This window comes from Streptomyces sp. NPDC005262, assembly GCF_042872425.1.
GTDB lineage: Bacteria > Actinomycetota > Actinomycetes > Streptomycetales > Streptomycetaceae > Streptomyces.
On sequence record NZ_JBIAKK010000001.1, the window covers coordinates 906,654 to 926,091 of the forward strand.

A 19,438-nucleotide genomic window follows, 5' to 3' on the forward strand; every position below is an offset into this window, starting at 1 on the left:
CCCTCTTCGCCAACGATCCATGCATCGGATCCGGATCGAGTGACGACGCGTCCTGAGAATTGCGCGCCGCGTGCGGTTCGTCAAGGCCCCCCTGCCGGAGAGAGCCCCGAGACCCTCGTCCGCAGCCCCTCAGCACCGGCCGCAAGCCCCCGTCGGAGGCGTACGGCGAAGATCACGATACTCGTCAGCCACGGAAGAGCAAGGCGAGCGCCTCGGGTACGCCGAAGGGCGACCACCCGGATGGGTGATCGCCCTTCGCGATGTGACATCCGTGCCGTACGGCACGAGCAGTCCAGACGAGTCAGAGGACTCGCAGGGTCACTTGACCTCGACCGAGGCGCCAGCGGCCTTGAGGGACTCGGCAGCCTTCTCGGCGGCCTCCTTCGCGACCTTCTCGAGGACCGGCTTCGGGGTGCCGTCGACGAGGTCCTTGGCCTCCTTCAGGCCCAGGGAGGTCAGCTCACGCACGACCTTGATGACCTGGATCTTCTTCTCGCCGGCGCCGGTGAGGATGACGTCGAACTCGTCCTGCTCCTCGACGGCCTCGGCGGCGGCGGCAGCGCCACCGGCGGCGGCAACGGCGACCGGAGCGGCAGCCTTGACGTCGAACTTCTCCTCGAACGCCTTGACGAACTCGGAGAGCTCGATGAGGGTCAGGGTCTCGAACTGCTCGAGCAGCTCGTCCTGGGACAGCTTCGCCATGATGGCGTCCTTCCACTAAGTCGGCAGGTGCCGGGTGTATATGAAGGCGGGCGTACGGGCCCGCTGCGAGCCGTGGAGCGGAGTGTTACTCCGCCACCTCGGCGTCGGCGGGAGCCGGCGTACCGGCACCGCCCTGCTCGACCTTGGCGCGAAGGGCGTCCGCGGTGCGGACGAACTCCGACAGGGGGGCCTGGAAAGTCGCCGCGGCCTTGGCCATCGACGCCTTGATTCCACCGGCCACCTTGGCGAGCAGAACCTCGCGGGACTCGAGGTCCGCAAGCTTCTTGATCTCATCGGCGGACAGCGCCTTACCGTCAAGGACACCGCCCTTGATGATGAGGTTCGGGTTGTCCTTGGCGAAGTCACGAAGACCCTTCGCCGACTCCACCGGGTCACCGGTGACGAAGGCAACCGCCGTCGGGCCTGCGAACAGGTCGTCCAGCGTGTCGATCCCGGCCTCGTTGGCCGCAATCTTGGTCAGCGTGTTCTTCACCACGGCGTACTGGGCGTTCTCACCGAGCGAACGGCGCAGCTGCTTGAGCTGTGCCACGGTGAGACCCCGGTACTCGGTCAGCACAGCGGCGTTCGAGCTGCGGAACTGGTCCGCGAGCTCGGCTACCGCGGCAGCCTTGTCGGGCCTTGCCATGAGCGTCGGCCTCCTTCCGGGTGATGAGGACCGCTCAGAAGGGGCCGGGAAAGACGAAACGCCCCGGCACAAGTGCCAGGGCGCAGCTCGACCGGACAGAAGTCCGGGAGCGTTCCACAGTCACCTGCGCAGGTCGTCCGCACTCGACGGATCCTTCGGTCACTGTCCCCTCTTGCGAGAGCACAGCAACGACCAGCGGTCTTTGGCTTCTGTAGGAGAGTACGCGACGGGGGTCGCGCCGAGCAAATCCGTCCCGGTTCGGGCGGTGCGGGAGGTTTAAGACGCGCCCGCAGCGCCGTGCCTGCTGCTGCTCCAGAAGCTTCTGGAAGTCGACGGTGTCGGAGGCCGGGGGCTCCTCGACCGTGACGTCGGTGCCGTAGTCGCTGTAGAACACCGTGGAGTTCAGCTCGCCGGTCTTCATCCGGCCGCGCTCGGTCTTCTTCAGCAGCAGCTCGTCCTTGTCGACCCAGATGTCGACCTTCTCCGTCGTGATGCCGGCGTCGCTCAGCTGCTTCTTGAGCTCGGCGAGCTGTTCGCCGTCGATGGCGGAGTTCTTGGTGCTCAGCTCGGCGACGTCGACCGTGCCGGAGTAGTGGGTCGTGGCGACGCCCCGTACGTCCTCCTGGCCGACCTTCTTCACGTCCCCCGAGGCCAGCAGCGCCCGCACTCCCTGGCCGGGGGTGCTGCTCTGCAGCTGGTCCTTCATCACGTCGCCGGAGGCCCATGGTGCCGCCGGTGTACGTGATCTCCATGCTGCCCGTCATGCCGTCGGACCAGTCCATGGCACCGGTCTGCTTCATGGACATCGTCGTGCCCATCACCGTGCTGCCCTCGATCCTGGCGGAGCTGGCACCGCTGGTCTTCTTCTGCACACTGCGCAGCGCCGCGATCGGGTCGGCCCTGACGACGCCACCGGCGCCACTGCCGGTGTCGTCCCCTCCCCCGCAGGCCGCCACCGATGTCAGCGCCACCAGCACCGCAGCCGACAGACACACGCGTCGCACGGTCATCGTCGTCATCGTCTTCTCCACCCTCGCTCCGTACGGTCGCCTCACGCCGACGCACGGCGCGGACGGCCACATCTGCGTACGAGAACGAGGACGGGCCCCGCACCTCGAAAGGTTGCGGGGCCCGCCCATGTCACACGAGACGCGGCTTTCGTACGAGCGCGGAGGCTCAGACGGCGGCCGGGTCCTCCTCGACGAGGAGGTTACGGGTGCGGTTGGCGTCCAGCGGGATGCCGGGGCCCATCGTGGTGGCCAGGGTGGCCTTCTTGATGTAGCGGCCCTTGGCGGCGGACGGCTTCAGACGGAGGATCTCCTCCAGCGCTGCGGCGTAGTTCTCGACCAGCTTCGTGTCATCGAAAGAGACCTTGCCGATGATGAAGTGCAGGTTCGAGTGCTTGTCGACGCGGAACTCGATCTTGCCGCCCTTGATGTCGTTGACAGCCTTCGCGACATCGGGGGTGACCGTACCGGTCTTCGGGTTCGGCATCAGGCCACGCGGACCGAGCACGCGGCCGAGGCGGCCGACCTTGCCCATAAGGTCCGGAGTGGCGACGACGGCGTCGAAGTCCAGACGGCCCTTCGCCACCTCGTCGATGAGCTCGTCGGCGCCGACGATGTCGGCGCCCGCGGCTTCCGCGGCCGCAGCACGGTCACCGGTCGCGAAGACCAGGACCCGGGCGGTCTTGCCGGTGCCGTGCGGGAGGTTCACGGTGCCACGGACCATCTGGTCGGCCTTGCGCGGGTCTACACCCAGGCAGAACGCGACCTCGACGGTGCCGTCGAACTTGGTGCTGGCGGTGTCCTTGGCGAGACGGACGGCCTCGAGGGGGGCGTAGTTGCGCTCCCGGTCGATCTTGGCGTCCGCAGCGCGGAGGTTCTTGCTGCGCTTCACTGCTGCTCCTGTGGTTTCAGGTATGGAGGCGTGGTGCGGGCCAGCGCTTGGCCCTACCACTGAGGGACTACGGGGCTGATCAGCCCTCGACCGTGATGCCCATGGAACGGGCGGTGCCGGCGATGATCTTCGACGCGGCGTCCAGGTCGTTGGCGTTCAGGTCGGGCAGCTTGACCGTGGCGATCTCGCGGACCTGGGCGCTCGTGAGCTTCGCGACCTTGGTCTTGTGCGGCTCGCCGGAGCCCTTGTCCACACCTGCGGCCTTGAGGATGAGCTTGGCAGCCGGCGGGGTCTTCGTCACGAAGGTGAAGGAGCGGTCTTCGTAGACCGTGATCTCCACCGGCACGACCATGCCACGCTGCGACTCGGTCGCGGCGTTGTAGGCCTTGCAGAACTCCATGATGTTGACGCCGTGCTGGCCGAGCGCGGGGCCGACCGGCGGGGCCGGGTTGGCCGCACCGGCGTTGATCTGGAGCTTGATAAGCCCCGTGACCTTCTTCTTCTTGGGAGGCATTGCTCTCTCCGGGTCCTAGTGAGAGTTTTTCGCCGTCATCCGGATCATCCGGATGCAGGCATACCGCACAACGATAACGGGTATAGCTGCGCGACCAAAAACCGAGCAGGTCAGAAAGGCTGTAGAGCCCCTCTGACCTGCTCGGTAGGCATGTGTCCAGAAGTCGGCGAAAACCGTCAGTTCTTCTGGATCTGGTCGAAGCTGAGCTCGACCGGGGTCTCGCGACCGAAGATCTCGACGAGGCCCTTGACCTTCTTCGAGTCGGCGTTGATCTCGTTGATCGTCGCCTGCAGCGTCGCGAACGGGCCGTCGGTGACGGTGACCGAGTCGCCCACCTCGAAGTCCAGCACCTGGACCTCGACCTTGCGGGAGGGAACCGGCTTGCCCTCGGCCTCGGCGGCCTCGCGGGCGGCCTTCTCCTCGGCCTCCGGGGCGAGCATCTTGACGATCTCGTCCAGGGTCAGCGGGTACGGGTCGTAGGCGTTGCCCACGAAGCCGGTGACACCGGGAGTGTTGCGCACGACGCCCCAGGACTCGTTCGTCAGGTCCATGCGCACCAGGACGTAACCCGGGAGCTTGTTCTGACGGACGTTCTTGCGCTCGCCGTTCTTGATCTGGACGATCTCTTCCTCGGGCACTTCGGCCTGGTAGATGAAGTCCTCGACGTTGAGCGAGACGGCGCGCTGCTCCAGGTTGGCCTTCACACGCTTCTCGTAACCGGCGTACGTGTGGATGACGTACCACTCGCCGGGGAGACCGCGGAGCTCGTCACGCAGAGCGGTGACGGCGTCGACCGGAGCGGCCGGCTCGGCCTCTTCCTCGGTCTCTTCGTCGCCCTCGGCGGCCTCGTCCTCGCCGGACTCCTCGTCGGAGTCGGCCGCGGCGGCCTCGTCCTCGACGTGCACGGCGGCCTGCTCGGCGGGCTCACCCGCGGCGTCGGCGTCGGCAGCTTCGGCCTGGTCCGGCTCCACAGCGTCAGCCGCCTCGACGATCTCGGCCTCGTCCTCGGCGGACTCGAAGGCGCCCGCCGTCGGCTCGACGGCGTCGTTCAGGTTCGGGTCAGACACGGTGGCTGCTTCTTCCTGGATACAAATGGGTGGAACATGCGAAAGGGGCGCCCATGAGGCGCCCTCCGCGGGATCAGCCGAAGACGTACTTGATGGCCCGCTGGAATCCGAAGTCAATCACGGTCACAAGACCAATCATGACGACCACGAAAACAATCACCACGGACGTGTACGTCGTCAGCTGATTGCGAGTCGGCCAGACAACCTTGCGCAACTCGGCGATGATCTGGCGGTAGAACAGCGCGAGACGACCCATGGGGCCCTTCTTTCCACGCTTGCCGCCCTTCCGAGTCCTCTTCTTGGACTCGGGTACTTCATCCTCAGCATCAGGCATGTCGATGGAGCCCACGGCGTCCGTCACGCTTCTCACCTGATTCCGGGTCATGGCCGTGCCGCGCCCGGTGGAGCCGCACGGCGGTGCATTGAAGTACGTACATGCGCACACATCCTGGCGAAGGAGTGTGTAGCAGGGCCGGAGGGACTTGAACCCCCAACCGCTGGTTTTGGAGACCAGTGCTCTACCAATTGAGCTACGACCCTTTGTGGTTTCCACCAACCTACCGCATCTCCCCCGATGCTCCGGGTGCAGGAACGGTGCGGCTGGTGAAGGCCAACGACAGGTGAGTGTACGTGCTCAGCGGCCCGGCGTCGAACAGATCGCTCCGGACAACTCCTGTCCGGTTCTTGTCCGCATGCTGTCCAGGTGCTGTCCGGTCCCTGAAACCCCTGTGCCGTCCGGGATTGCGGTCTGGGAGCATGGGCCCATGAGCGCTGCAACTTCTCCCTCCGAGCGCCGGGTCTCCGCCCGCATCGGTGCAATCTCCGAGTCCGCCACTCTGGCCGTCGACGCCAAGGCCAAGGCCCTCAAGGCCGCCGGCCGCCCAGTGATCGGCTTCGGTGCCGGTGAGCCCGACTTCCCGACCCCCGGCTACATCGTCGACGCCGCGGTCGAGGCCTGCCGCAACCCGAAGTACCACCGCTACACCCCGGCGGGCGGGCTCCCCGAGCTCAAGGCCGCCATTGCAGAGAAGACGCTGCGCGACTCCGGGTACCAGGTCGACGCCTCCCAGATCCTGGTGACCAACGGCGGCAAGCAGGCCATCTACGAGGCGTTCGCCGCGATCCTCGACCCGGGCGACGAGGTCATCGTCCCGGCGCCGTACTGGACCACCTACCCCGAGTCGATCCGTCTCGCCGGCGGCGTCCCGGTGGACGTCGTGGCCGACGAGACCACCGGCTACCGAGTCTCCGTCGAGCAGCTGGAGGCGGCGCGCACCGAGCGTACGAAGGTCGTGCTGTTCGTCTCCCCGTCGAACCCGACCGGTGCGGTCTACAGCGAGGCCGACGCCAAGGCCATCGGCGAGTGGGCCGTCGAGCACGGACTGTGGGTGCTCACCGACGAGATCTACGAGCACCTGGTCTACGGCAGCGCGACGTTCACCTCGCTGCCCGCGCTCGTGCCCGAGCTCCGCGAGAAGTGCATCGTGGTCAACGGCGTCGCCAAGACGTACGCGATGACCGGCTGGCGCGTGGGCTGGCTGATCGGCCCCAAGGACGTCGTCAAGGCCGCGACCAACCTGCAGTCGCACGCCACGTCCAACGTCTCGAACGTCGCCCAGGTCGCCGCGCTGGCCGCCGTCTCCGGGAACCTGGACGCGGTCGCCGAGATGCGGACCGCCTTCGACCGCCGCCGGCAGACCATCGTGCGGATGCTCAACGAGATCGACGGCGTGCTGTGCCCGGAGCCCGAGGGCGCGTTCTACGCGTACCCGTCGGTGAAGGCGCTGCTCGGCAAGGAGATCCGCGGCAAGCGCCCGGCCACCTCGGTCGAGCTGGCGGCGCTGATCCTGGACGAGGCCGAGGTCGCGGTCGTCCCGGGCGAGGCCTTCGGTACCCCGGGCTACCTGCGGCTGTCCTACGCACTCGGCGACGAGGACCTCGTCGAGGGCGTGTCTCGGCTCCAGAAGCTGCTGGGCGAGGCGAAGGACTGACCTCCGCGCCGTTGCTCAGGTGCCCCCCGGCCTAGGCCGGGGGGCACCTTTTTGTGCACGCTTTCGATCGAGCTGTCGTACGAGCTCGCGTTCGAGGATCAACTCGATGGGGAATCCCGCTACCGCGACAGCCCAGGAGTGCGGCAGGATCTTCGAATGGAGCGTGACGTACGGCTGTTGCCCAAGGCCCATCTGCACTTGCATTTCACCGGGTCGATGCGGCCCACGACGCTGCTCGAACTCGCCGACAAGTACGGCGTACGACTGCCCGAGGCACTGACCGGCGGCGAGCCGCCCAGACTGCGGGCGACGGACGAGCGCGGCTGGTTCCGCTTCCAGCGGCTCTACGACATCGCCCGGTCCTGCCTGCGGTCACCCGAGGACATCCAGCGGCTGGTGCGCGAGACGGCCCAGGAGGACGTCGCGGACGGCTCCGGCTGGCTGGAGATCCAGGTCGACCCCACCTCGTACGCCCCGCTGCTCGGCGGGCTCATCCCGGCGATCGAGATCATCCTGGACGCGGTGGACTCCGCGGCGCGCGAGACCGGGCTCGGGATCCGCGTGGTGATCGCGGCGAACCGGATGAAGCACCCGCTGGACGCGCGGACGCTGGCCCGGCTCGCGGTGCGGTACGCGGACCGTGGTGTCGTCGGCTTCGGGCTCTCCAACGACGAGCGGCGCGGGATGGCGCGCGACTTCGACCGAGCCTTCTCCATCGCCAGGGAGGGCGGGCTGCTGGCGGCTCCGCACGGCGGCGAACTGGCCGGCCCGTCGAGCGTGCGGGACTGCCTGGACGACCTCGACGCGGCCCGGATCGGCCACGGCGTCCGGGCCGCCGAGGACCCGCGGCTGCTGCGCGAGCTGGCTGAGCGCGGGGTGACCTGCGAGGTGTGCCCGGCGTCGAACGTCGCCCTGGGCGTCTACGAGAAGCCTGCGGACGTACCCCTGCGCACCCTGTTCGAAGCCGGCGTGCCGATGGCGCTCGGCGCGGACGATCCGCTGCTCTTCGGGTCCCGCCTCGCCGCGCAGTACGAGCTCGTACGGCGCCACCACGCGTTCACCGACGAGGAGCTGGCGGAGCTGGCACGGCAGTCGGTGCGGGGGTCGGCGGCGCCCCCCGACGTGCGGGCACGGCTGCTGGCGGGGGTCGACGACTGGCTGGCCAAGCCGGCCGACTAGCCGCCTCTTCCTGCGGGCGCCCCCGTGGGTGCCCGGGCCGGCCCGGTGCGTGGGCTCAGGCCTGTGTGCCGATCCCGTGCAGCACTGTCCGCGCGACGGACGCCGCGAACTCGTCCAGAGACTGCGGCGGCCGGCCCTCCTCCGTCGCGTCGTACGCGAACGCGCGCTGGGCACAGGCGCCGAGCAGCAGCGACGCCGCCGCGTAGGTGTCGGCGCCGGACCGCACGCGGCCGGCCGCCTGTTCGCTGCGGAGATAGCCGGCGACGCCCCGGATGGGCACGTGCGGGCCGGTGCCGAGCTCGCGCATGGCCGCGTCGTGGCGACTCTTGAGCCGCGGCTCGGCATAGAGCGAGGCGGCGATCGGGAAGCTCTGGGCGTAGAAGAGCGCTGCCTCGCGGGCGATGTCGGTGAGATTCTGCTCGACGGTCCGCTCCCCCGCCCCCGGGTCGGCGGTCAGCCGCCGCAGCAGCGGGTTGAGCTTGGGCAGCCGTTCCTTGAGCACGGCCACGAACAGTTCTTCCTTGCTGGGGAAGTGCTTGTAGAGCGCCGCCTCCGAGCAGCCCGCGGCCCGGGCGATCTCCTTGGTGGTGGCCCGGGCCAGGCCGATGGTGAGCATCAGCTGGTGGGCGGCGTCGACGATGCGGACGCGGGCCGGCTTCTGCTCCATGGGCACTCCAATGAGGCTTGACGCGTGGTGAGTATCCGCTCACTCTAGGGGTGAGTGAATACTTACCCACCCGGGGAGGGTGCGCAATGAGACTCACGGTGTTCGGCGCGACAGGCGGCATCGGCCAGGAGATCGTCCGCCAGGCCGTGGCAGCGGGCCACGACGTCACGGCGGTGGTCCGCGATCCGGCGCGGCTGCCGGTTCCGCTCTCCGACGTCACGGTCCACACCGCGGCGCGGCTCGACGATCCGGAAGGGCTGCGCGAGGCGGTCGCCGGGCGGGACGCGGTGCTCTCGGGGCTCGGCTCACGCGGCCGGAAGGCCGACGGGATCGCCGAACGGCTCACCGGCTCGGTGATCCGGGCGATGGAGGCCGAGGGGACGCGGCGGCTGCTCGTGGTGAGCGCGGCCCCGGTCGCGCCGAAGCCCGCGGACGACCCGCTGCTGGACCGGATGATGCTGAAGGCGATCGGCGCGATCCTCAAGGAGGTCTACGCCGACCTGACGCTGATGGAGGATGCGCTGGCCCGCAGCGTCACGGCCTGGACGTCGGTACGGCCGCCGAAGCTCACCAACGGTCCGCTGACGGGAACGTACCGGACGGTCTACGGCAGCAACCCGCGCAGCGGCAGGTCCATCTCGCGGGCCGATGTGGCACACGCGATGCTGGCGCTGATCGACGATCCGGCGGCGGTCGAGCAGGGCGTGGGCGTGGCGTACTGACGCCCCTGTCCCGAACACCTCAGCGGCCCTCGAAAGGCCCGGAAGACGGGGACTCAGAGGCTGACGCCGACCGTCACCGGCTCATTGACGAGCGTGACGCCGAAGACGTCCTGGACCCCCGCCACCACCTCGCGGGCCAGCGCGAGCAGATCCTCGGTGGTCGCCCCGCCGCGGTTGGTGAGGGCGAGCGTGTGCTTGGTGGAGATACGGGCCGGGCCGGCGCCGTACCCCTTGGTGAAGCCGGCCCTGTCGATGAGCCAGGCCGCCGACGTCTTGGTGTGTCCCCCGTCCGCGGGGAAGGCGGGGGGCGTCACCTCGGGGCCGAGCCGGTCCTTCGCGCGGGCGAGGAACGCCGCGTACTGCGCGGCGTCCAGGATCGGGTTGGTGAAGAAGGAGCCCGCCGACCAGGTGTCGTGGTCCTCGGGGTCGAGCACCATGCCCTTGCCGGCGCGGAGCCGCAGGACGGTCTCGCGGGCAGCCGCCGCAGGCACCCGTTCGCCCTGCTCCACGCCCATGGCGCGGGCCGTCTCGGGGTACTTCAGGGGCGCGGAGAGGCCACCCGCGTCTTCCAGCTCGAACCGGACACGCAGCACCACGAAGCGGTCGGGTTCGGCCTTGAAGCGACTGTGCCGGTACGAGAATGCGCACTCGCCGTTCGGGATCGTGACCGTCTCGCGTGTGTACCGGTCGTAGGCGACGACCTCCGTGATGGTCGACGCCACCTCCTGACCGTACGCACCGACGTTCTGGATCGGCGTCGCGCCCGCGGAGCCGGGGATGCCGGCCAGGCATTCGATACCGGCCAGACCGGCCTCGACGGTCCGGGCGACGGCGTCCGTCCAGACCTCTCCGGCGGCCAGCTCCAGCGCCGTGCCGACCAGCTCGAACCCCTTGGTCGCGATGCGCAGGGCGGTGCCGTCGAAGCCCTTGTCGCCGATGACCAGGTTGCTGCCGCCGCCGATGACGAGGAGCGGCGTGCCGCTGTCATCGGCCTCGCGCACGGCTGCGACCACCTCGGCGTCGGTAGTCGCCGTGAGGAGGCGGGCCGCGGGGCCGCCGAGCCGGAAGGTGGTCAGGGGGGCGAGGGGGGCGTCATGGAGTTCCTGCACGGGGACAAGAGTACGGTCCGTGGCCCCGCCGCTCGGGCGGGGCCACGGACCGCGTAGGTACCGGGCCATGGATCAGGCGGCGACCGGAGCCCGCCCCTCGGCCGACTCCGCACCGGCCTTCGGAGCCGGCTCCGGGTCCGCCCCGGGGGCCGTTGCGGTGCGGCGGCCCGGGATCAGCAGGGCGGCGGCCGCGGCGAGCGCCACCACCCCGGCGCCGATCCAGACCGCCGGAACAGTCCCGTCCGTGAAGGACTGCGCGGAGCCGTAACCGCCCTGCGCCGAGAAGACCGAGCCCAGCACCGCGACACCGAGGGCGCCACCGACCTCACGCAGCGAGTTGTTGGCGCCGGAGGCGATGCCCTGCTCGGCGGGGCGGACGCTGGACATCACCAGGCTGGCGGCCGGCGCGAAGTAGAGCGCCATTCCGATACCGCCGATCATCAGGGCGGGCAGCTGCGCGGTGTACGGGGCGTCGGGGGCGATGATCACGGCGAAGAGGGCCAGTCCGACGGCCTGGAGCGCGAGACCTGTGACGACGACCGGACGGCCGCCGAACCGGTCGGAGAGATATCCGGCGATCGGGGCGACCAGCATCGGCATGCCCGTCCAGGGCAGCATGCGCAGCCCGGCCTCGCTCGGCGAGTAGCCCAGTACGCCCTGGAAGTACTGGCTGAGCAGGAAGATCGAGCCGAACATCCCGAGGAACATCAGCAGGCCGGCCATGTTGATCCCGAAGAAGCCGCGGTTGCGGAAGAGCCGCATGGGCAGCATCGGGTTCTTCGCGTGAAAGCCGTGGTGGATGAATCCGCCGATCAGCGCGGTACCGGCGATCAGCCCGGTGAGAACCGTGGCGCTGGTCCAGCCGTCGGCGTTGGCGTTGACCAGCCCGTAGACGATGCCGAAGAGGCCGCCGCTGACCAGGAGGGTGCCGGGAACGTCGAGCCGGGCGTTCGGGGCGTACGACTCCGCCAGACGCAGCCGGGCCAGCGGCAGGAGAACCAGGCCGATCGGCACGTTCAGCCAGAAGATCCACTGCCAGGAGAGGTGCTCGGTGAGGCTGCCGCCGATCAGCGGCCCGCTGGCGACGGCCAGTCCGGTGACGGCGCTGAAGATGCCGAGCGCCATGCCGCGGCGGGCGGCCGGCACGGCGGCCGTGAGCAGGGTGAGCGTCAGCGGCATCATGATCGCCGCACCGACCCCCTGGACGGCCCGGAAGGCGATCAGCTCGTTGATCCCGGACGACAGGGCCGCGGCGGCGGAGGCGCCGGTGAAGACGGTGAGCCCGGCGAGGAAGAGCCGTCGCCGGCCGAACCGGTCACCGAGGGCCGCACCGAACATCAGCAGAACGGCGAAGGTCAGGGTGTACGCGTTCACCGTCCATTCGAGCTCCGCCAGTTCGCCGCCGAGGCTCTCGCGGATGGAGGGCAGGGCGGTGGTGACGACGAGATTGTCGAGCGCCGCCATGAAGCCGGCGACGCTTGTGATGACGAGGGCCCAGACCGCTCCTGAGCGGCCTGCGGTGTGCTGGTTCACTGCTCCCCCTGAGGGTTAGTTATTGATGACTAACTTTGATGGGCAGAAAACCGGGCCGAACCCGGGTCGCACTGTTCAGGCGGTCGGCCGAGCCGAGGGATAGAAGCCGGCCCAGACCCGGTGGTCGGGCGGGAAGCCGAGCGAGGCCAGGGTGTTGACGAGCATGCCGTAAGCGAGGAACGTCGTGGTCCCGCCGATATCGGCGCCGAGCGCGAGGTGGACCTCGTCCCACATCCGCAGCCAGCCGGCCCGCGCCGACTCGCCGAACTCGTGATCCCCGGCGGCCTCGGCCGCGGCGATCGCCGCGTACATCTGCATCTGCATCAGTAGCTTGTCGGGGTCGTCGACGATGAGGCGCTGATACGCCGCCGCCATGGCCTGTAGCGCCTCCTCGCCCTCCAGGCCCTCCCCGGCCTCGGCGAAGACCTTCCGGGTGTCCGCCAGGCAGCGGTCGGAGGCGGCGAGGAACATGGCCTGCTTGCTCGGGAAGAGGCGGAAGAGATACGGCTGCGAGACACCGACCCGCTTGGCGATCACCTCCGTGGAGGTGCCGTCGTACCCGCCGCGGGCGAACTCGGTGATCGCCGCGAGGATGACGCTCTCGCGCCGCTCGTCTGCACTCATCCTGGCCATGCAGCTAAGTTAGTACTCAATCACTAACTTGGTCAAGCGGTAGGTGTGAGACCAGGAAAGCCGCACAGGAGCCCACGCGTAAGGGGCACCCACCATGGGCGGGTGCCCCTTACGCACGGATCGGCTCAGCGGCTCAGGCGAGCCGCACAACGGCGCGGGACATGCCCAGCACCTTCTTGTCCTCACTCATCGCAGTCAGGTCCACCCGCACCTGGTTGTCGTCCAGCAGGGCCGCCACCTTGGCACCGACCTCGACCAGCGCACCCTTGTCGTCGTTCGGCACGACGACCGGCTTGGTGAACCGCACCCCGTACTCCACGACCGCACCCGGGTCCCCGACCCAGTCCGTGACCACCCGGATCGCCTCGGCCATGGTGAACATGCCGTGCGCGATCACATCCGGCAGCCCGACCTCACGCGCGAACTTCTCGTTCCAGTGGATCGGGTTGAAGTCACCGGAGGCACCCGCGTACTGCACCAGCATCGCGCGGGTCACCGGGAACGACTGCGCGGGCAGCTCCGTACCGACCTCGACCGACTTGTACGCAACCTTCGCCGTCATCACGCCTCCTCGGCGGCGCGCGCCACCAGCTTCGTCCACGCGGTCACGACAGGCTCGCCGGCCTCGTCGTGGACCTCACCACGGATGTCGAGGATGTCGTTGCCCGCCAGGGACTTGATGCCCTCGATCGTCGAGGTGACCGTCAGCCGGTCCCCCGCCCGCACCGGACGCACATACGCGAACTTCTGGTCACCGTGCACGACCCGGCTGTAGTCCAGGCCCAGCTGCGGGTCCTGCACCACCTGCCCCGCAGCCTTGAAAGTGATCGAGAAGACAAAGGTGGGCGGCGCGATCACATCGGAATGCCCGAGCGCACGAGCAGCGTCAGGATCCAGATACGCCGGATTGGAGTCGCCCACCGCCTCGGCGAACTCACGGATCTTCTCCCGGCCGACCTCGTACGGCGCGGTGGGCGGATAGGTCCGCCCCACGAAGGACTGGTCGAGCGCCATGGGCTCGCTACCTCCTGGTGGAAAGACGAATGGGCCGAAGAGCGGCCCCGCACGGAACAGCCCTGTACAACGACACGAGGCCGCCCCCAGTGGGGACGGCCTCGTGTACGAGCCTGATTCAGCGGGTTTCGCGGTGCGCAGTGTGCGAGTTGCAGCGCGGGCAGTGCTTCTTCATCTCAAGACGGTCCGGGTTGTTACGCCGGTTCTTCTTGGTGATGTAGTTCCGCTCCTTGCACTCCACGCAGGCCAGCGTGATCTTCGGGCGGACGTCGGTGGCAGCCACGTGAGTGCTCCTTGGACGGACGGATGGACGGATGAACGCAAAAAAGAGTAGCCGATCGAAGGACCGACCCCACAATCGGCTACCGTAAGTAGCGGTGACCGGACTTGAACCGGTGACACAGCGATTATGAGCCGCTTGCTCTACCGACTGAGCTACACCGCTTTGATGCCGGGTCCCCCCGCCGTGAGGCGGGGTTCCCCGATCACCAGAGCCCCAATACGGAATCGAACCGTAGACCTTCTCCTTACCATGGAGACGCTCTACCGACTGAGCTATTGGGGCGAGCGATGAAGACATTACACGGTCCCTCGCCGATCGCCCAAATCCGTTTCGGAGCCCCCCACCGAGACGTAGATCGCCACCGCCCCGATCCCTTTGATCGGCCACTCGTCCCCAGCCGGTCGAACCCCGGACCGGCCACCTGATCAGCGACTTGATCCATCCCCGGCCACCCCCGGTCCGGCCACCGCACCGACCGTCCCGGCCCCCCACACCTGCCCCGTACGCCGCACCAGGCCACACCGGTACGACTATTTCGCCCCTGCTCGAACCGGGACGAACACGCCCCTAGGCTCGACTCACTCTGCGTGATCTTGCCACCCATTCAGGAGCACGATGCCCGACAGCCAGCCACGGCAGCCGGACGACCCCGCCGCCGACTCGGCCAGCACCACCGAAACCACTCCGCTGGTGCTGTGCGGCGCCCGTCTCATCGACGGCCGCATCGTGGACGTACGGCTCGGCGGCGGCCGCATCGAAGCCGTCGGCACCACAGGCAGCCTGACCGCACCCGGCGCCCGCGTGGACCTCCGCGGCTACCTGCTGCTCCCCGCCCCCGCCGAGCCCCACGCCCACAGCGACACCGCCCTCACCGCCGACAGCGCGGGCCCCCACAGCCCCGGACCCGCCTCGCACCACCCCGAGGACATCCAGCGCCGCGCCACCGAAGCCGCCCTCCTGCAACTCGGCCACGGCGCCACCGCACTGCGCTCGCACGTACGGATCGGCGACGCAACCGGGCTCGCCCCGCTCGAAGCGATGCTGCAGGCCCGCCACTCACTGCGCGGACTCACCGACCTCACCCCGGTCGCCGTACCCCGCCTGCTCACCGGAACCGCGGGCGCCGACAGCCTCGCGATGCTCCGGGACGCGGTGAAGATGGGCGCAGGCGTGGTCGGCGGCTGCCCCGACCTCGACCCCGACCCGGCCGGATACGCCGAAGCCGTCCTGGACATCGCCGCCGAACACGGCTGCCCCGTCGACCTGCATACGGACGGTGACGATCCCGCCCGCCTCACCCGCCTCGCCGCCATGGCAGCCGGACTGCGGCCCGGAGTCTCGATCGGCCCGTGCGCCGGCCTCTCCCACCTCCCCCCGCAGACCACGATCCGCGCCGCCGATCAGCTCGCCGCCGCCGGAGTGACCGTCATCTGCCTCCCTCAGGGCGGCTGCTGCGGGGCGGAACGCCGAGGCACGGCACCGGTACGGCTCCTGCGCGCGGCCGGGGTACACGTCGCGGCCGGCAGCGGGGCACTGCGCGACGTCGCCAATCCGGTCGGCCGAGGTGACCCGCTGGAGGCCGCCTACCTGCTCGCCTCACAGAGCGGACTACGGGCCGAGGACGCGTACGGCATGGTGTCCGCCGCCGCCAGAAGGGCCATGGGGCTGCCCGAAGTCCGCGTCGAAGCGGGCTTCCCCGCCGAACTCCTGGCCGTACGCGGCGAACAACTCCCGGGCGTGCTCTCCCTCGCGTACAGCCGGATCGTCGTGCACCGCGGACGAGTAGTGGCACGTACGAGCGCAGTACGCGAGTACTGCGACTCGGAGACCGTCGTGGCCCTCGACCTGCCACGCCAAGGACGACCGGATTCCGGACCGGGCGGCGGGCCTTGAGCGAGGCGGCGCGCTGCGGCGTACGGTCGTGACCATGCGCATTGTCATCGCAGGTGGACATGGTCAGATCGCGCTGCGGCTGGAGCGGCTGCTCGCTGCGCGCGGAGATGAAGCGGCAGGCATCATCCGCAATCCGGAACAGAGCGGGGACCTCCGGGCGGCCGGCGCCGAACCGGTGGTCCTGGACCTCGAATCGGCCACCGTGGACCGGACGGCGGAGGTCCTGCGCGGCGCCGACGCAGCGGTCTTCGCAGCCGGCGCCGGCCCCAACAGCGGTACGGAACGCAAGGACACGGTGGACCGCGGCGCGGCGGTGCTCTTCGCGGACGCCGCGGAACGGGCCGGCGTACGGCGCTACATCGTGGTGTCGGCCATGGGTGCCGATCCGGACCACCCGGGCAACGAGGTCTTCGACGCATACCTGAGAGCCAAGGGCGCCGCCGACGCGTATGTACGTTCCAGGACAGCGCTCGACTGGACGATCCTGCGCCCCGGAATGCTGACGAACGACGCCGGTACCGGCCAGGTTCAGCTGTCCGTCTCGACGGGACGCGCACCGGTGCCGCGCGACGACGTGGCGGCGGCGCTGCTGGAGCTGCTCGACACCCCGGCGACGGCCGGCCTGACACTGGAACTGGTCTCGGGGAGTGTGCCGGTGACGGTGGCGGTGAAGGACGTCGCGGGGAACTGAGCGACCGGCTGCGCAGCTCCGGGTTCCCGGAATCCGTTCGACGGTGAACACGCGGTCACCGTCGAACGCCCTCCGTCCTCCCCTCGCCAACTCTTGATCGCGCGGGTGTTCTCGGGCGACGCGGCCGGACGGTCGGAGTCGTGCAGCGACCCTGTTCCGTACGGCCACCTGACGCGTCGTGTGACCTCCATGAAGCCACCGGCCAACAGCTGACCGCACGCCGACCGGCGCAACGCACGGGTCGGCTGAGCAGTCCCGTCGCCCAGGCCGGGCAGACGACGAACGGTGCCGCCCACTCGGCCCGGGCGGCGGTAGCAGCCCTCACCGCGGACACCACTCCCACCGGCGCCGAACCGCCAGCGCCTGGCCTGGTGGCAGCCGGAGAACTTCGACACGAACCTCGCCATCGTCGACGAGCTCACCACGTTCGCCGACAGCAAGGGCGCTCTCCTGTCGCAACTGGCGCTGGCGTGGCTACTCGCGAAGAAGGACTACCTCGTCCCCATCCCGGGCTCGCGCAACCCCGGCCACGTCGCGCAGAACATCGCCGCGGCCGGCCTGACGCTGACCACCGAGGACCTCGCCCGCATCGCCGAAATCGTCCCCGAAGGCGGCCTCGGCGGACGATTGAGCTGACACCAGCACGTGCCCGTTGCCTGCCCACGCCTCTGGTACGGGCAGACAACTCCCGCGATAGAAGCCAACGCCGTGGATCGTCCAGATCCGCCGGGCAGCGTCCAGCGACAGCAGCTTTGCAGTCCGGGCCCGGCGTGCCCGCGGACCGGGCGCCCGGGCCCCATCGCCGTTCGCGGCAGGCCCTAGGCACCCAGACCGAAGATGGGCAGACCACACGGGCCGCGGCAGGCAGGGCAGCTGAACGGGAGCAATCCGCACGCGCTCTGCGCCCCCTTACCCGAAGGGGCATACAGCACCGTCACCAACCGGTCGCATGCAGGGATCTGTCGACCCGTCCACCGATCACGGACATGCCACCGTACCGACGGAATGCGCGCGGCAGGCGTGCCACGCCATCGCGGTTCTGTTCCGGGCGTACGCGAAGGTGCTCGCTGGAACCTGACCCACGGCCATCTCGATGCCGCCCGGGTCCACCTGACCGGCCTGCCGAACATCGGCCATTCGGCGGCGCTTGTCCCGTCCGGTCAAGGAAGGATTGATCTCCTCCGGTCGGTCTCGGCCGGCGACGGCTCGGCGGCAGCGTTTACCCGTTCTGGCCGTCCCTCCCCCTCCTGCCCTGATGACCAGGCCTACCGTTATGGCCGTCTTCCCCGTATCGCCCGGGCTTGCCGTCCCTGCCTGGCGGGCCGGACGGGCCGCGCGGACCGGGGGGGCCGGACGGACCGGAGGCACTGGGCTCGACCAGGTGCGCCTGGAGGTCCATGTGCTCTGTCTGCAGATCGTCGATCTGCATTTGGTGGGCGACGAGTGCAGCCGACTGCGCGACAAGCACGAAGATCAGTACGGCGCCGAGCACAAGGGGCCGCCACGATCTACCTGGCGCTTCGTTTACGCTACTCACAGCATCCCTCGCAGTGCGTGACGGTGAAAGTGAAAATGCCGAAGATCCGGCGGAGGCGGACCTCCTCATCAAGTACCTGCCGCGGCGACCTCACAGGCCCAGTTCGTCCGCCCCTGCACGGAGCCGCTGAAGCACGCCATTGAGGCGAAGCGCGACCTCACGGTTCACCGGCACAAGACAAAAGCCACGGAGTCGAACGCAGGGCGGCGCGCCAGCCTTTTGCCAACCACCGGATCGACTACCTCACCAGCGCCCCGGTGCCACAGCTCGTCGTGTATTGCCGTCCGCAACTGCGAGTACCCCCGTCCGGTGACGGCAGGGTCGAACATCTTCTAGTGCCTGACGGAGGAACCGCCCGGGAGGGCTCTGTCGTCGGCCTCCCCACGGCGCCCCTGGGACTCAGTCGGCGCTGGCTCGGCTGCGGCGGCTTGACCGTCCGTCCCGTCCTTGCCCGGCGAGCCGTCCCGCCCCTCCCTCCCGTCCCGCCCGTCCCGCCCGTCCTGCCCGTCCTTCCCGTCCTTGCCTGGTGGGCCGGCGGGGCCGGAGGGACCAGGAGGGCCGGACGGACCGGAGGCACTGGGCTCGACGAGGTGTTCCTGGAGGTCGATGTGCTGCACTTGCAGATCATCGATCTGCCCTTGCTGGGCGACGATCACAGCCGACTCCGCGACGAGTACGACGATCAGGGCCGCCCCGAGCACATGGGGGCGCCACGGTTTACGCAGCATTTCAGTTACCCTGCTCACGTGATGCCTCACTATGCGTGACGGCGAAAGTGTAAACGACGAAGATCTGGAGGAGGCGGACCCCCTCATCGAGTGTCTGCCCCGTGGCGGCCTCGAAGGCCCACACACACTGGTCAAGGCCGGGACCGCGCGAATCAGGGTGAGCCAAGGTGAACGCGCAAGGGGTGCCCCTTACCGACAGACACCCTTCCGGCCAGCACGCACATACGCTGAACCGCTGCGGTGGTTGCGGGATTTGAACCCACGGTGACTCACCACGACGGCTTGCTTCACAGTCCGCGCCCAGGTGCCGTGCCCGCAGACCAAGCACTTCCTCAGTCGCTGGATGTAGCACCCCACTCCCACCCCACAGAGCCCGACCGGGAGTTGCGGAGCGCTGCCTCAGGACGCGCTCGACCGTGGCCGGTGTCATTCGTGCCAGGAACGAGCCCGCCGCCGTCATGAGTGGGCGGGACACCGTCGCCCAGGCATGCAGAAACCCCCGCCGATCTGCTGTGTTAGCAGGTCAGCGGGGGATTCTCGTTCTGTAGCGGCGCCAGGGTTCGAACCTGGGTAGGCTGAGCCGGCAGATTTACAGAGGGCTCCCCTTGACCCATTTCACCTGCAGCTTCT

At 69.1% G+C, this 19,438-nt stretch carries 20 protein-coding genes, 3 tRNA genes and 1 pseudogene; 6 read left to right on the forward strand and 18 right to left on the reverse strand.

Annotated features, from left to right (window positions below):
- Positions 1 to 318: 318 nt before the first annotated feature.
- From rplL to ACFYP5_RS04075, 8 genes and pseudogenes are all read right to left on the reverse strand, one after another.
- Entirely contained in the window at positions 319 to 702 is a 384-nt protein-coding gene (gene rplL, locus ACFYP5_RS04040; protein WP_030914109.1) for a 50S ribosomal protein L7/L12, read from the reverse strand.
- Positions 703 to 787: 85 nt separating this feature from the next.
- Positions 788 to 1,348 (reverse strand): 50S ribosomal protein L10, encoded by a 561-nt coding sequence (rplJ, locus tag ACFYP5_RS04045; RefSeq protein WP_030914107.1) that lies wholly within the window; start codon positions 1,346 to 1,348, stop codon positions 788 to 790.
- A gap of 307 nt (positions 1,349 to 1,655) precedes the next feature.
- Positions 1,656 to 2,367 (reverse strand): annotated as a pseudogene (locus ACFYP5_RS04050) (hypothetical protein); the annotation flags it as partial.
- 157 nt (positions 2,368 to 2,524) lie between these two features.
- Positions 2,525 to 3,247, reverse strand: a complete 723-nt coding sequence (gene rplA / locus ACFYP5_RS04055) for a 50S ribosomal protein L1 (protein ID WP_267003026.1) — start codon at positions 3,245 to 3,247, stop codon at positions 2,525 to 2,527.
- Between the two features lie 79 nt (positions 3,248 to 3,326).
- Positions 3,327 to 3,761 (reverse strand): 50S ribosomal protein L11, encoded by a 435-nt coding sequence (rplK, locus tag ACFYP5_RS04060; protein ID WP_030914099.1) that lies wholly within the window; start codon positions 3,759 to 3,761, stop codon positions 3,327 to 3,329.
- A gap of 176 nt (positions 3,762 to 3,937) precedes the next feature.
- Positions 3,938 to 4,828 (reverse strand): transcription termination/antitermination protein NusG, encoded by an 891-nt coding sequence (nusG, locus tag ACFYP5_RS04065; RefSeq protein ID WP_389030138.1) that lies wholly within the window; start codon positions 4,826 to 4,828, stop codon positions 3,938 to 3,940.
- Positions 4,829 to 4,901: 73 nt separating this feature from the next.
- Positions 4,902 to 5,189 carry a preprotein translocase subunit SecE gene (gene secE, locus ACFYP5_RS04070; RefSeq protein WP_389030141.1) on the reverse strand — a complete coding sequence of 96 codons (288 nt, stop codon included), beginning with the start codon at positions 5,187 to 5,189 and terminating at the stop codon, positions 4,902 to 4,904.
- 106 nt (positions 5,190 to 5,295) lie between these two features.
- A tRNA-Trp gene (locus tag ACFYP5_RS04075) sits at positions 5,296 to 5,368 on the reverse strand.
- Positions 5,369 to 5,592: 224 nt separating this feature from the next.
- On the opposite strand from ACFYP5_RS04075, the gene ACFYP5_RS04080 reads away from it, so the two are divergent.
- Positions 5,593 to 6,819 (forward strand): pyridoxal phosphate-dependent aminotransferase, encoded by a 1,227-nt coding sequence (locus tag ACFYP5_RS04080; RefSeq protein ID WP_389030144.1) that lies wholly within the window; start codon positions 5,593 to 5,595, stop codon positions 6,817 to 6,819.
- Between the two features lie 156 nt (positions 6,820 to 6,975).
- Positions 6,976 to 7,998: an adenosine deaminase gene (locus ACFYP5_RS04085; RefSeq protein WP_389030147.1), complete on the forward strand. Its 1,023-nt coding sequence runs from the start codon at positions 6,976 to 6,978 to the stop codon at positions 7,996 to 7,998.
- Positions 7,999 to 8,053: 55 nt separating this feature from the next.
- Here the strand turns inward: ACFYP5_RS04085 and ACFYP5_RS04090 are convergent, their stop codons facing one another.
- Positions 8,054 to 8,665 (reverse strand): TetR/AcrR family transcriptional regulator, encoded by a 612-nt coding sequence (locus ACFYP5_RS04090; protein ID WP_389030149.1) that lies wholly within the window; start codon positions 8,663 to 8,665, stop codon positions 8,054 to 8,056.
- Positions 8,666 to 8,751: 86 nt separating this feature from the next.
- On the opposite strand from ACFYP5_RS04090, the gene ACFYP5_RS04095 reads away from it, so the two are divergent.
- Positions 8,752 to 9,387, forward strand: a complete 636-nt coding sequence (locus ACFYP5_RS04095) for an NAD(P)-dependent oxidoreductase (RefSeq protein WP_389030151.1) — start codon at positions 8,752 to 8,754, stop codon at positions 9,385 to 9,387.
- Between the two features lie 53 nt (positions 9,388 to 9,440).
- Here ACFYP5_RS04095 and ACFYP5_RS04100 read toward each other — a convergent pair whose 3' ends face one another.
- The 8 genes from ACFYP5_RS04100 to ACFYP5_RS04135 all read right to left on the reverse strand — a co-directional run bounded on the left by ACFYP5_RS04100 (position 9,441) and on the right by ACFYP5_RS04135 (position 14,241).
- Positions 9,441 to 10,496: a UDP-N-acetylmuramate dehydrogenase gene (locus tag ACFYP5_RS04100; RefSeq protein WP_389030154.1), complete on the reverse strand. Its 1,056-nt coding sequence runs from the start codon at positions 10,494 to 10,496 to the stop codon at positions 9,441 to 9,443.
- A 72-nt stretch (positions 10,497 to 10,568) separates the two neighbouring features.
- Positions 10,569 to 12,029, reverse strand: coding sequence for an MFS transporter (locus tag ACFYP5_RS04105; RefSeq protein ID WP_389030156.1), 1,461 nt, complete (start codon positions 12,027 to 12,029; stop codon positions 10,569 to 10,571).
- Between the two features lie 75 nt (positions 12,030 to 12,104).
- Complete coding sequence (locus ACFYP5_RS04110) at positions 12,105 to 12,653, reverse strand: TetR/AcrR family transcriptional regulator (protein ID WP_389030760.1); 549 nt, start codon at positions 12,651 to 12,653, stop codon at positions 12,105 to 12,107.
- A 142-nt stretch (positions 12,654 to 12,795) separates the two neighbouring features.
- Entirely contained in the window at positions 12,796 to 13,224 is a 429-nt protein-coding gene (locus ACFYP5_RS04115) for a MaoC family dehydratase (protein WP_389030159.1), read from the reverse strand.
- Complete coding sequence (locus tag ACFYP5_RS04120) at positions 13,224 to 13,676, reverse strand: MaoC family dehydratase N-terminal domain-containing protein (protein ID WP_389030162.1); 453 nt, start codon at positions 13,674 to 13,676, stop codon at positions 13,224 to 13,226. The genes ACFYP5_RS04115 and ACFYP5_RS04120 overlap by 1 nt, the downstream gene beginning before the upstream one ends.
- Before the next feature lie 118 nt (positions 13,677 to 13,794).
- Positions 13,795 to 13,959: a 50S ribosomal protein L33 gene (rpmG, locus tag ACFYP5_RS04125; RefSeq protein WP_003956487.1), complete on the reverse strand. Its 165-nt coding sequence runs from the start codon at positions 13,957 to 13,959 to the stop codon at positions 13,795 to 13,797.
- Positions 13,960 to 14,048: 89 nt separating this feature from the next.
- Positions 14,049 to 14,121 (reverse strand) — tRNA-Met (locus ACFYP5_RS04130).
- A 47-nt stretch (positions 14,122 to 14,168) separates the two neighbouring features.
- A tRNA-Thr gene (locus tag ACFYP5_RS04135) sits at positions 14,169 to 14,241 on the reverse strand.
- Positions 14,242 to 14,574: 333 nt separating this feature from the next.
- Here ACFYP5_RS04135 and ACFYP5_RS04140 point away from each other — a divergent pair.
- The 3 genes from ACFYP5_RS04140 (at position 14,575) to ACFYP5_RS04150 (ending at position 17,179) form a co-directional block, all read left to right on the forward strand.
- The gene (locus tag ACFYP5_RS04140; RefSeq protein ID WP_389030165.1) at positions 14,575 to 15,852 is read left to right on the forward strand and encodes an amidohydrolase family protein; all 1,278 of its coding nucleotides are present in this window, start codon (positions 14,575 to 14,577) and stop codon (positions 15,850 to 15,852) included.
- 34 nt (positions 15,853 to 15,886) lie between these two features.
- Complete coding sequence (locus ACFYP5_RS04145; RefSeq protein ID WP_389030167.1) at positions 15,887 to 16,543, forward strand: SDR family oxidoreductase; 657 nt, start codon at positions 15,887 to 15,889, stop codon at positions 16,541 to 16,543.
- A 363-nt stretch (positions 16,544 to 16,906) separates the two neighbouring features.
- The gene (locus ACFYP5_RS04150) at positions 16,907 to 17,179 is read left to right on the forward strand and encodes an aldo/keto reductase (RefSeq protein WP_389030763.1); all 273 of its coding nucleotides are present in this window, start codon (positions 16,907 to 16,909) and stop codon (positions 17,177 to 17,179) included.
- 1,233 nt (positions 17,180 to 18,412) lie between these two features.
- Here the strand turns inward: ACFYP5_RS04150 and ACFYP5_RS04155 are convergent.
- Entirely contained in the window at positions 18,413 to 18,808 is a 396-nt protein-coding gene (locus ACFYP5_RS04155) for a hypothetical protein (protein WP_389030170.1), read from the reverse strand.
- Between the last annotated feature and the right edge of the window lie 630 nt (positions 18,809 to 19,438).

Coding starts and splice junctions, on each gene's coding strand:
- rplK (WP_030914099.1), bottom strand. CDS start 3,761: ATGCCTCCCAAGAAGAAGAAGGTCACGGGGCTTATCAAGCTCCAGATC.
- rplL (WP_030914109.1), bottom strand. CDS start 702: ATGGCGAAGCTGTCCCAGGACGAGCTGCTCGAGCAGTTCGAGACCCTG.
- ACFYP5_RS04120 (WP_389030162.1), bottom strand. CDS start 13,676: ATGGCGCTCGACCAGTCCTTCGTGGGGCGGACCTATCCGCCCACCGCG.
- ACFYP5_RS04095 (WP_389030151.1), top strand. CDS start 8,752: ATGAGACTCACGGTGTTCGGCGCGACAGGCGGCATCGGCCAGGAGATC.
- rplJ (WP_030914107.1), bottom strand. CDS start 1,348: ATGGCAAGGCCCGACAAGGCTGCCGCGGTAGCCGAGCTCGCGGACCAG.
- ACFYP5_RS04090 (WP_389030149.1), bottom strand. CDS start 8,665: ATGGAGCAGAAGCCGGCCCGCGTCCGCATCGTCGACGCCGCCCACCAG.
- ACFYP5_RS04140 (WP_389030165.1), top strand. CDS start 14,575: ATGCCCGACAGCCAGCCACGGCAGCCGGACGACCCCGCCGCCGACTCG.
- ACFYP5_RS04115 (WP_389030159.1), bottom strand. CDS start 13,224: ATGACGGCGAAGGTTGCGTACAAGTCGGTCGAGGTCGGTACGGAGCTG.
- ACFYP5_RS04110 (WP_389030760.1), bottom strand. CDS start 12,653: ATGAGTGCAGACGAGCGGCGCGAGAGCGTCATCCTCGCGGCGATCACC.
- ACFYP5_RS04155 (WP_389030170.1), bottom strand. CDS start 18,808: ATGCTGCGTAAACCGTGGCGCCCCCATGTGCTCGGGGCGGCCCTGATC.
- ACFYP5_RS04085 (WP_389030147.1), top strand. CDS start 6,976: ATGGAGCGTGACGTACGGCTGTTGCCCAAGGCCCATCTGCACTTGCAT.
- ACFYP5_RS04145 (WP_389030167.1), top strand. CDS start 15,887: ATGCGCATTGTCATCGCAGGTGGACATGGTCAGATCGCGCTGCGGCTG.
- ACFYP5_RS04080 (WP_389030144.1), top strand. CDS start 5,593: ATGAGCGCTGCAACTTCTCCCTCCGAGCGCCGGGTCTCCGCCCGCATC.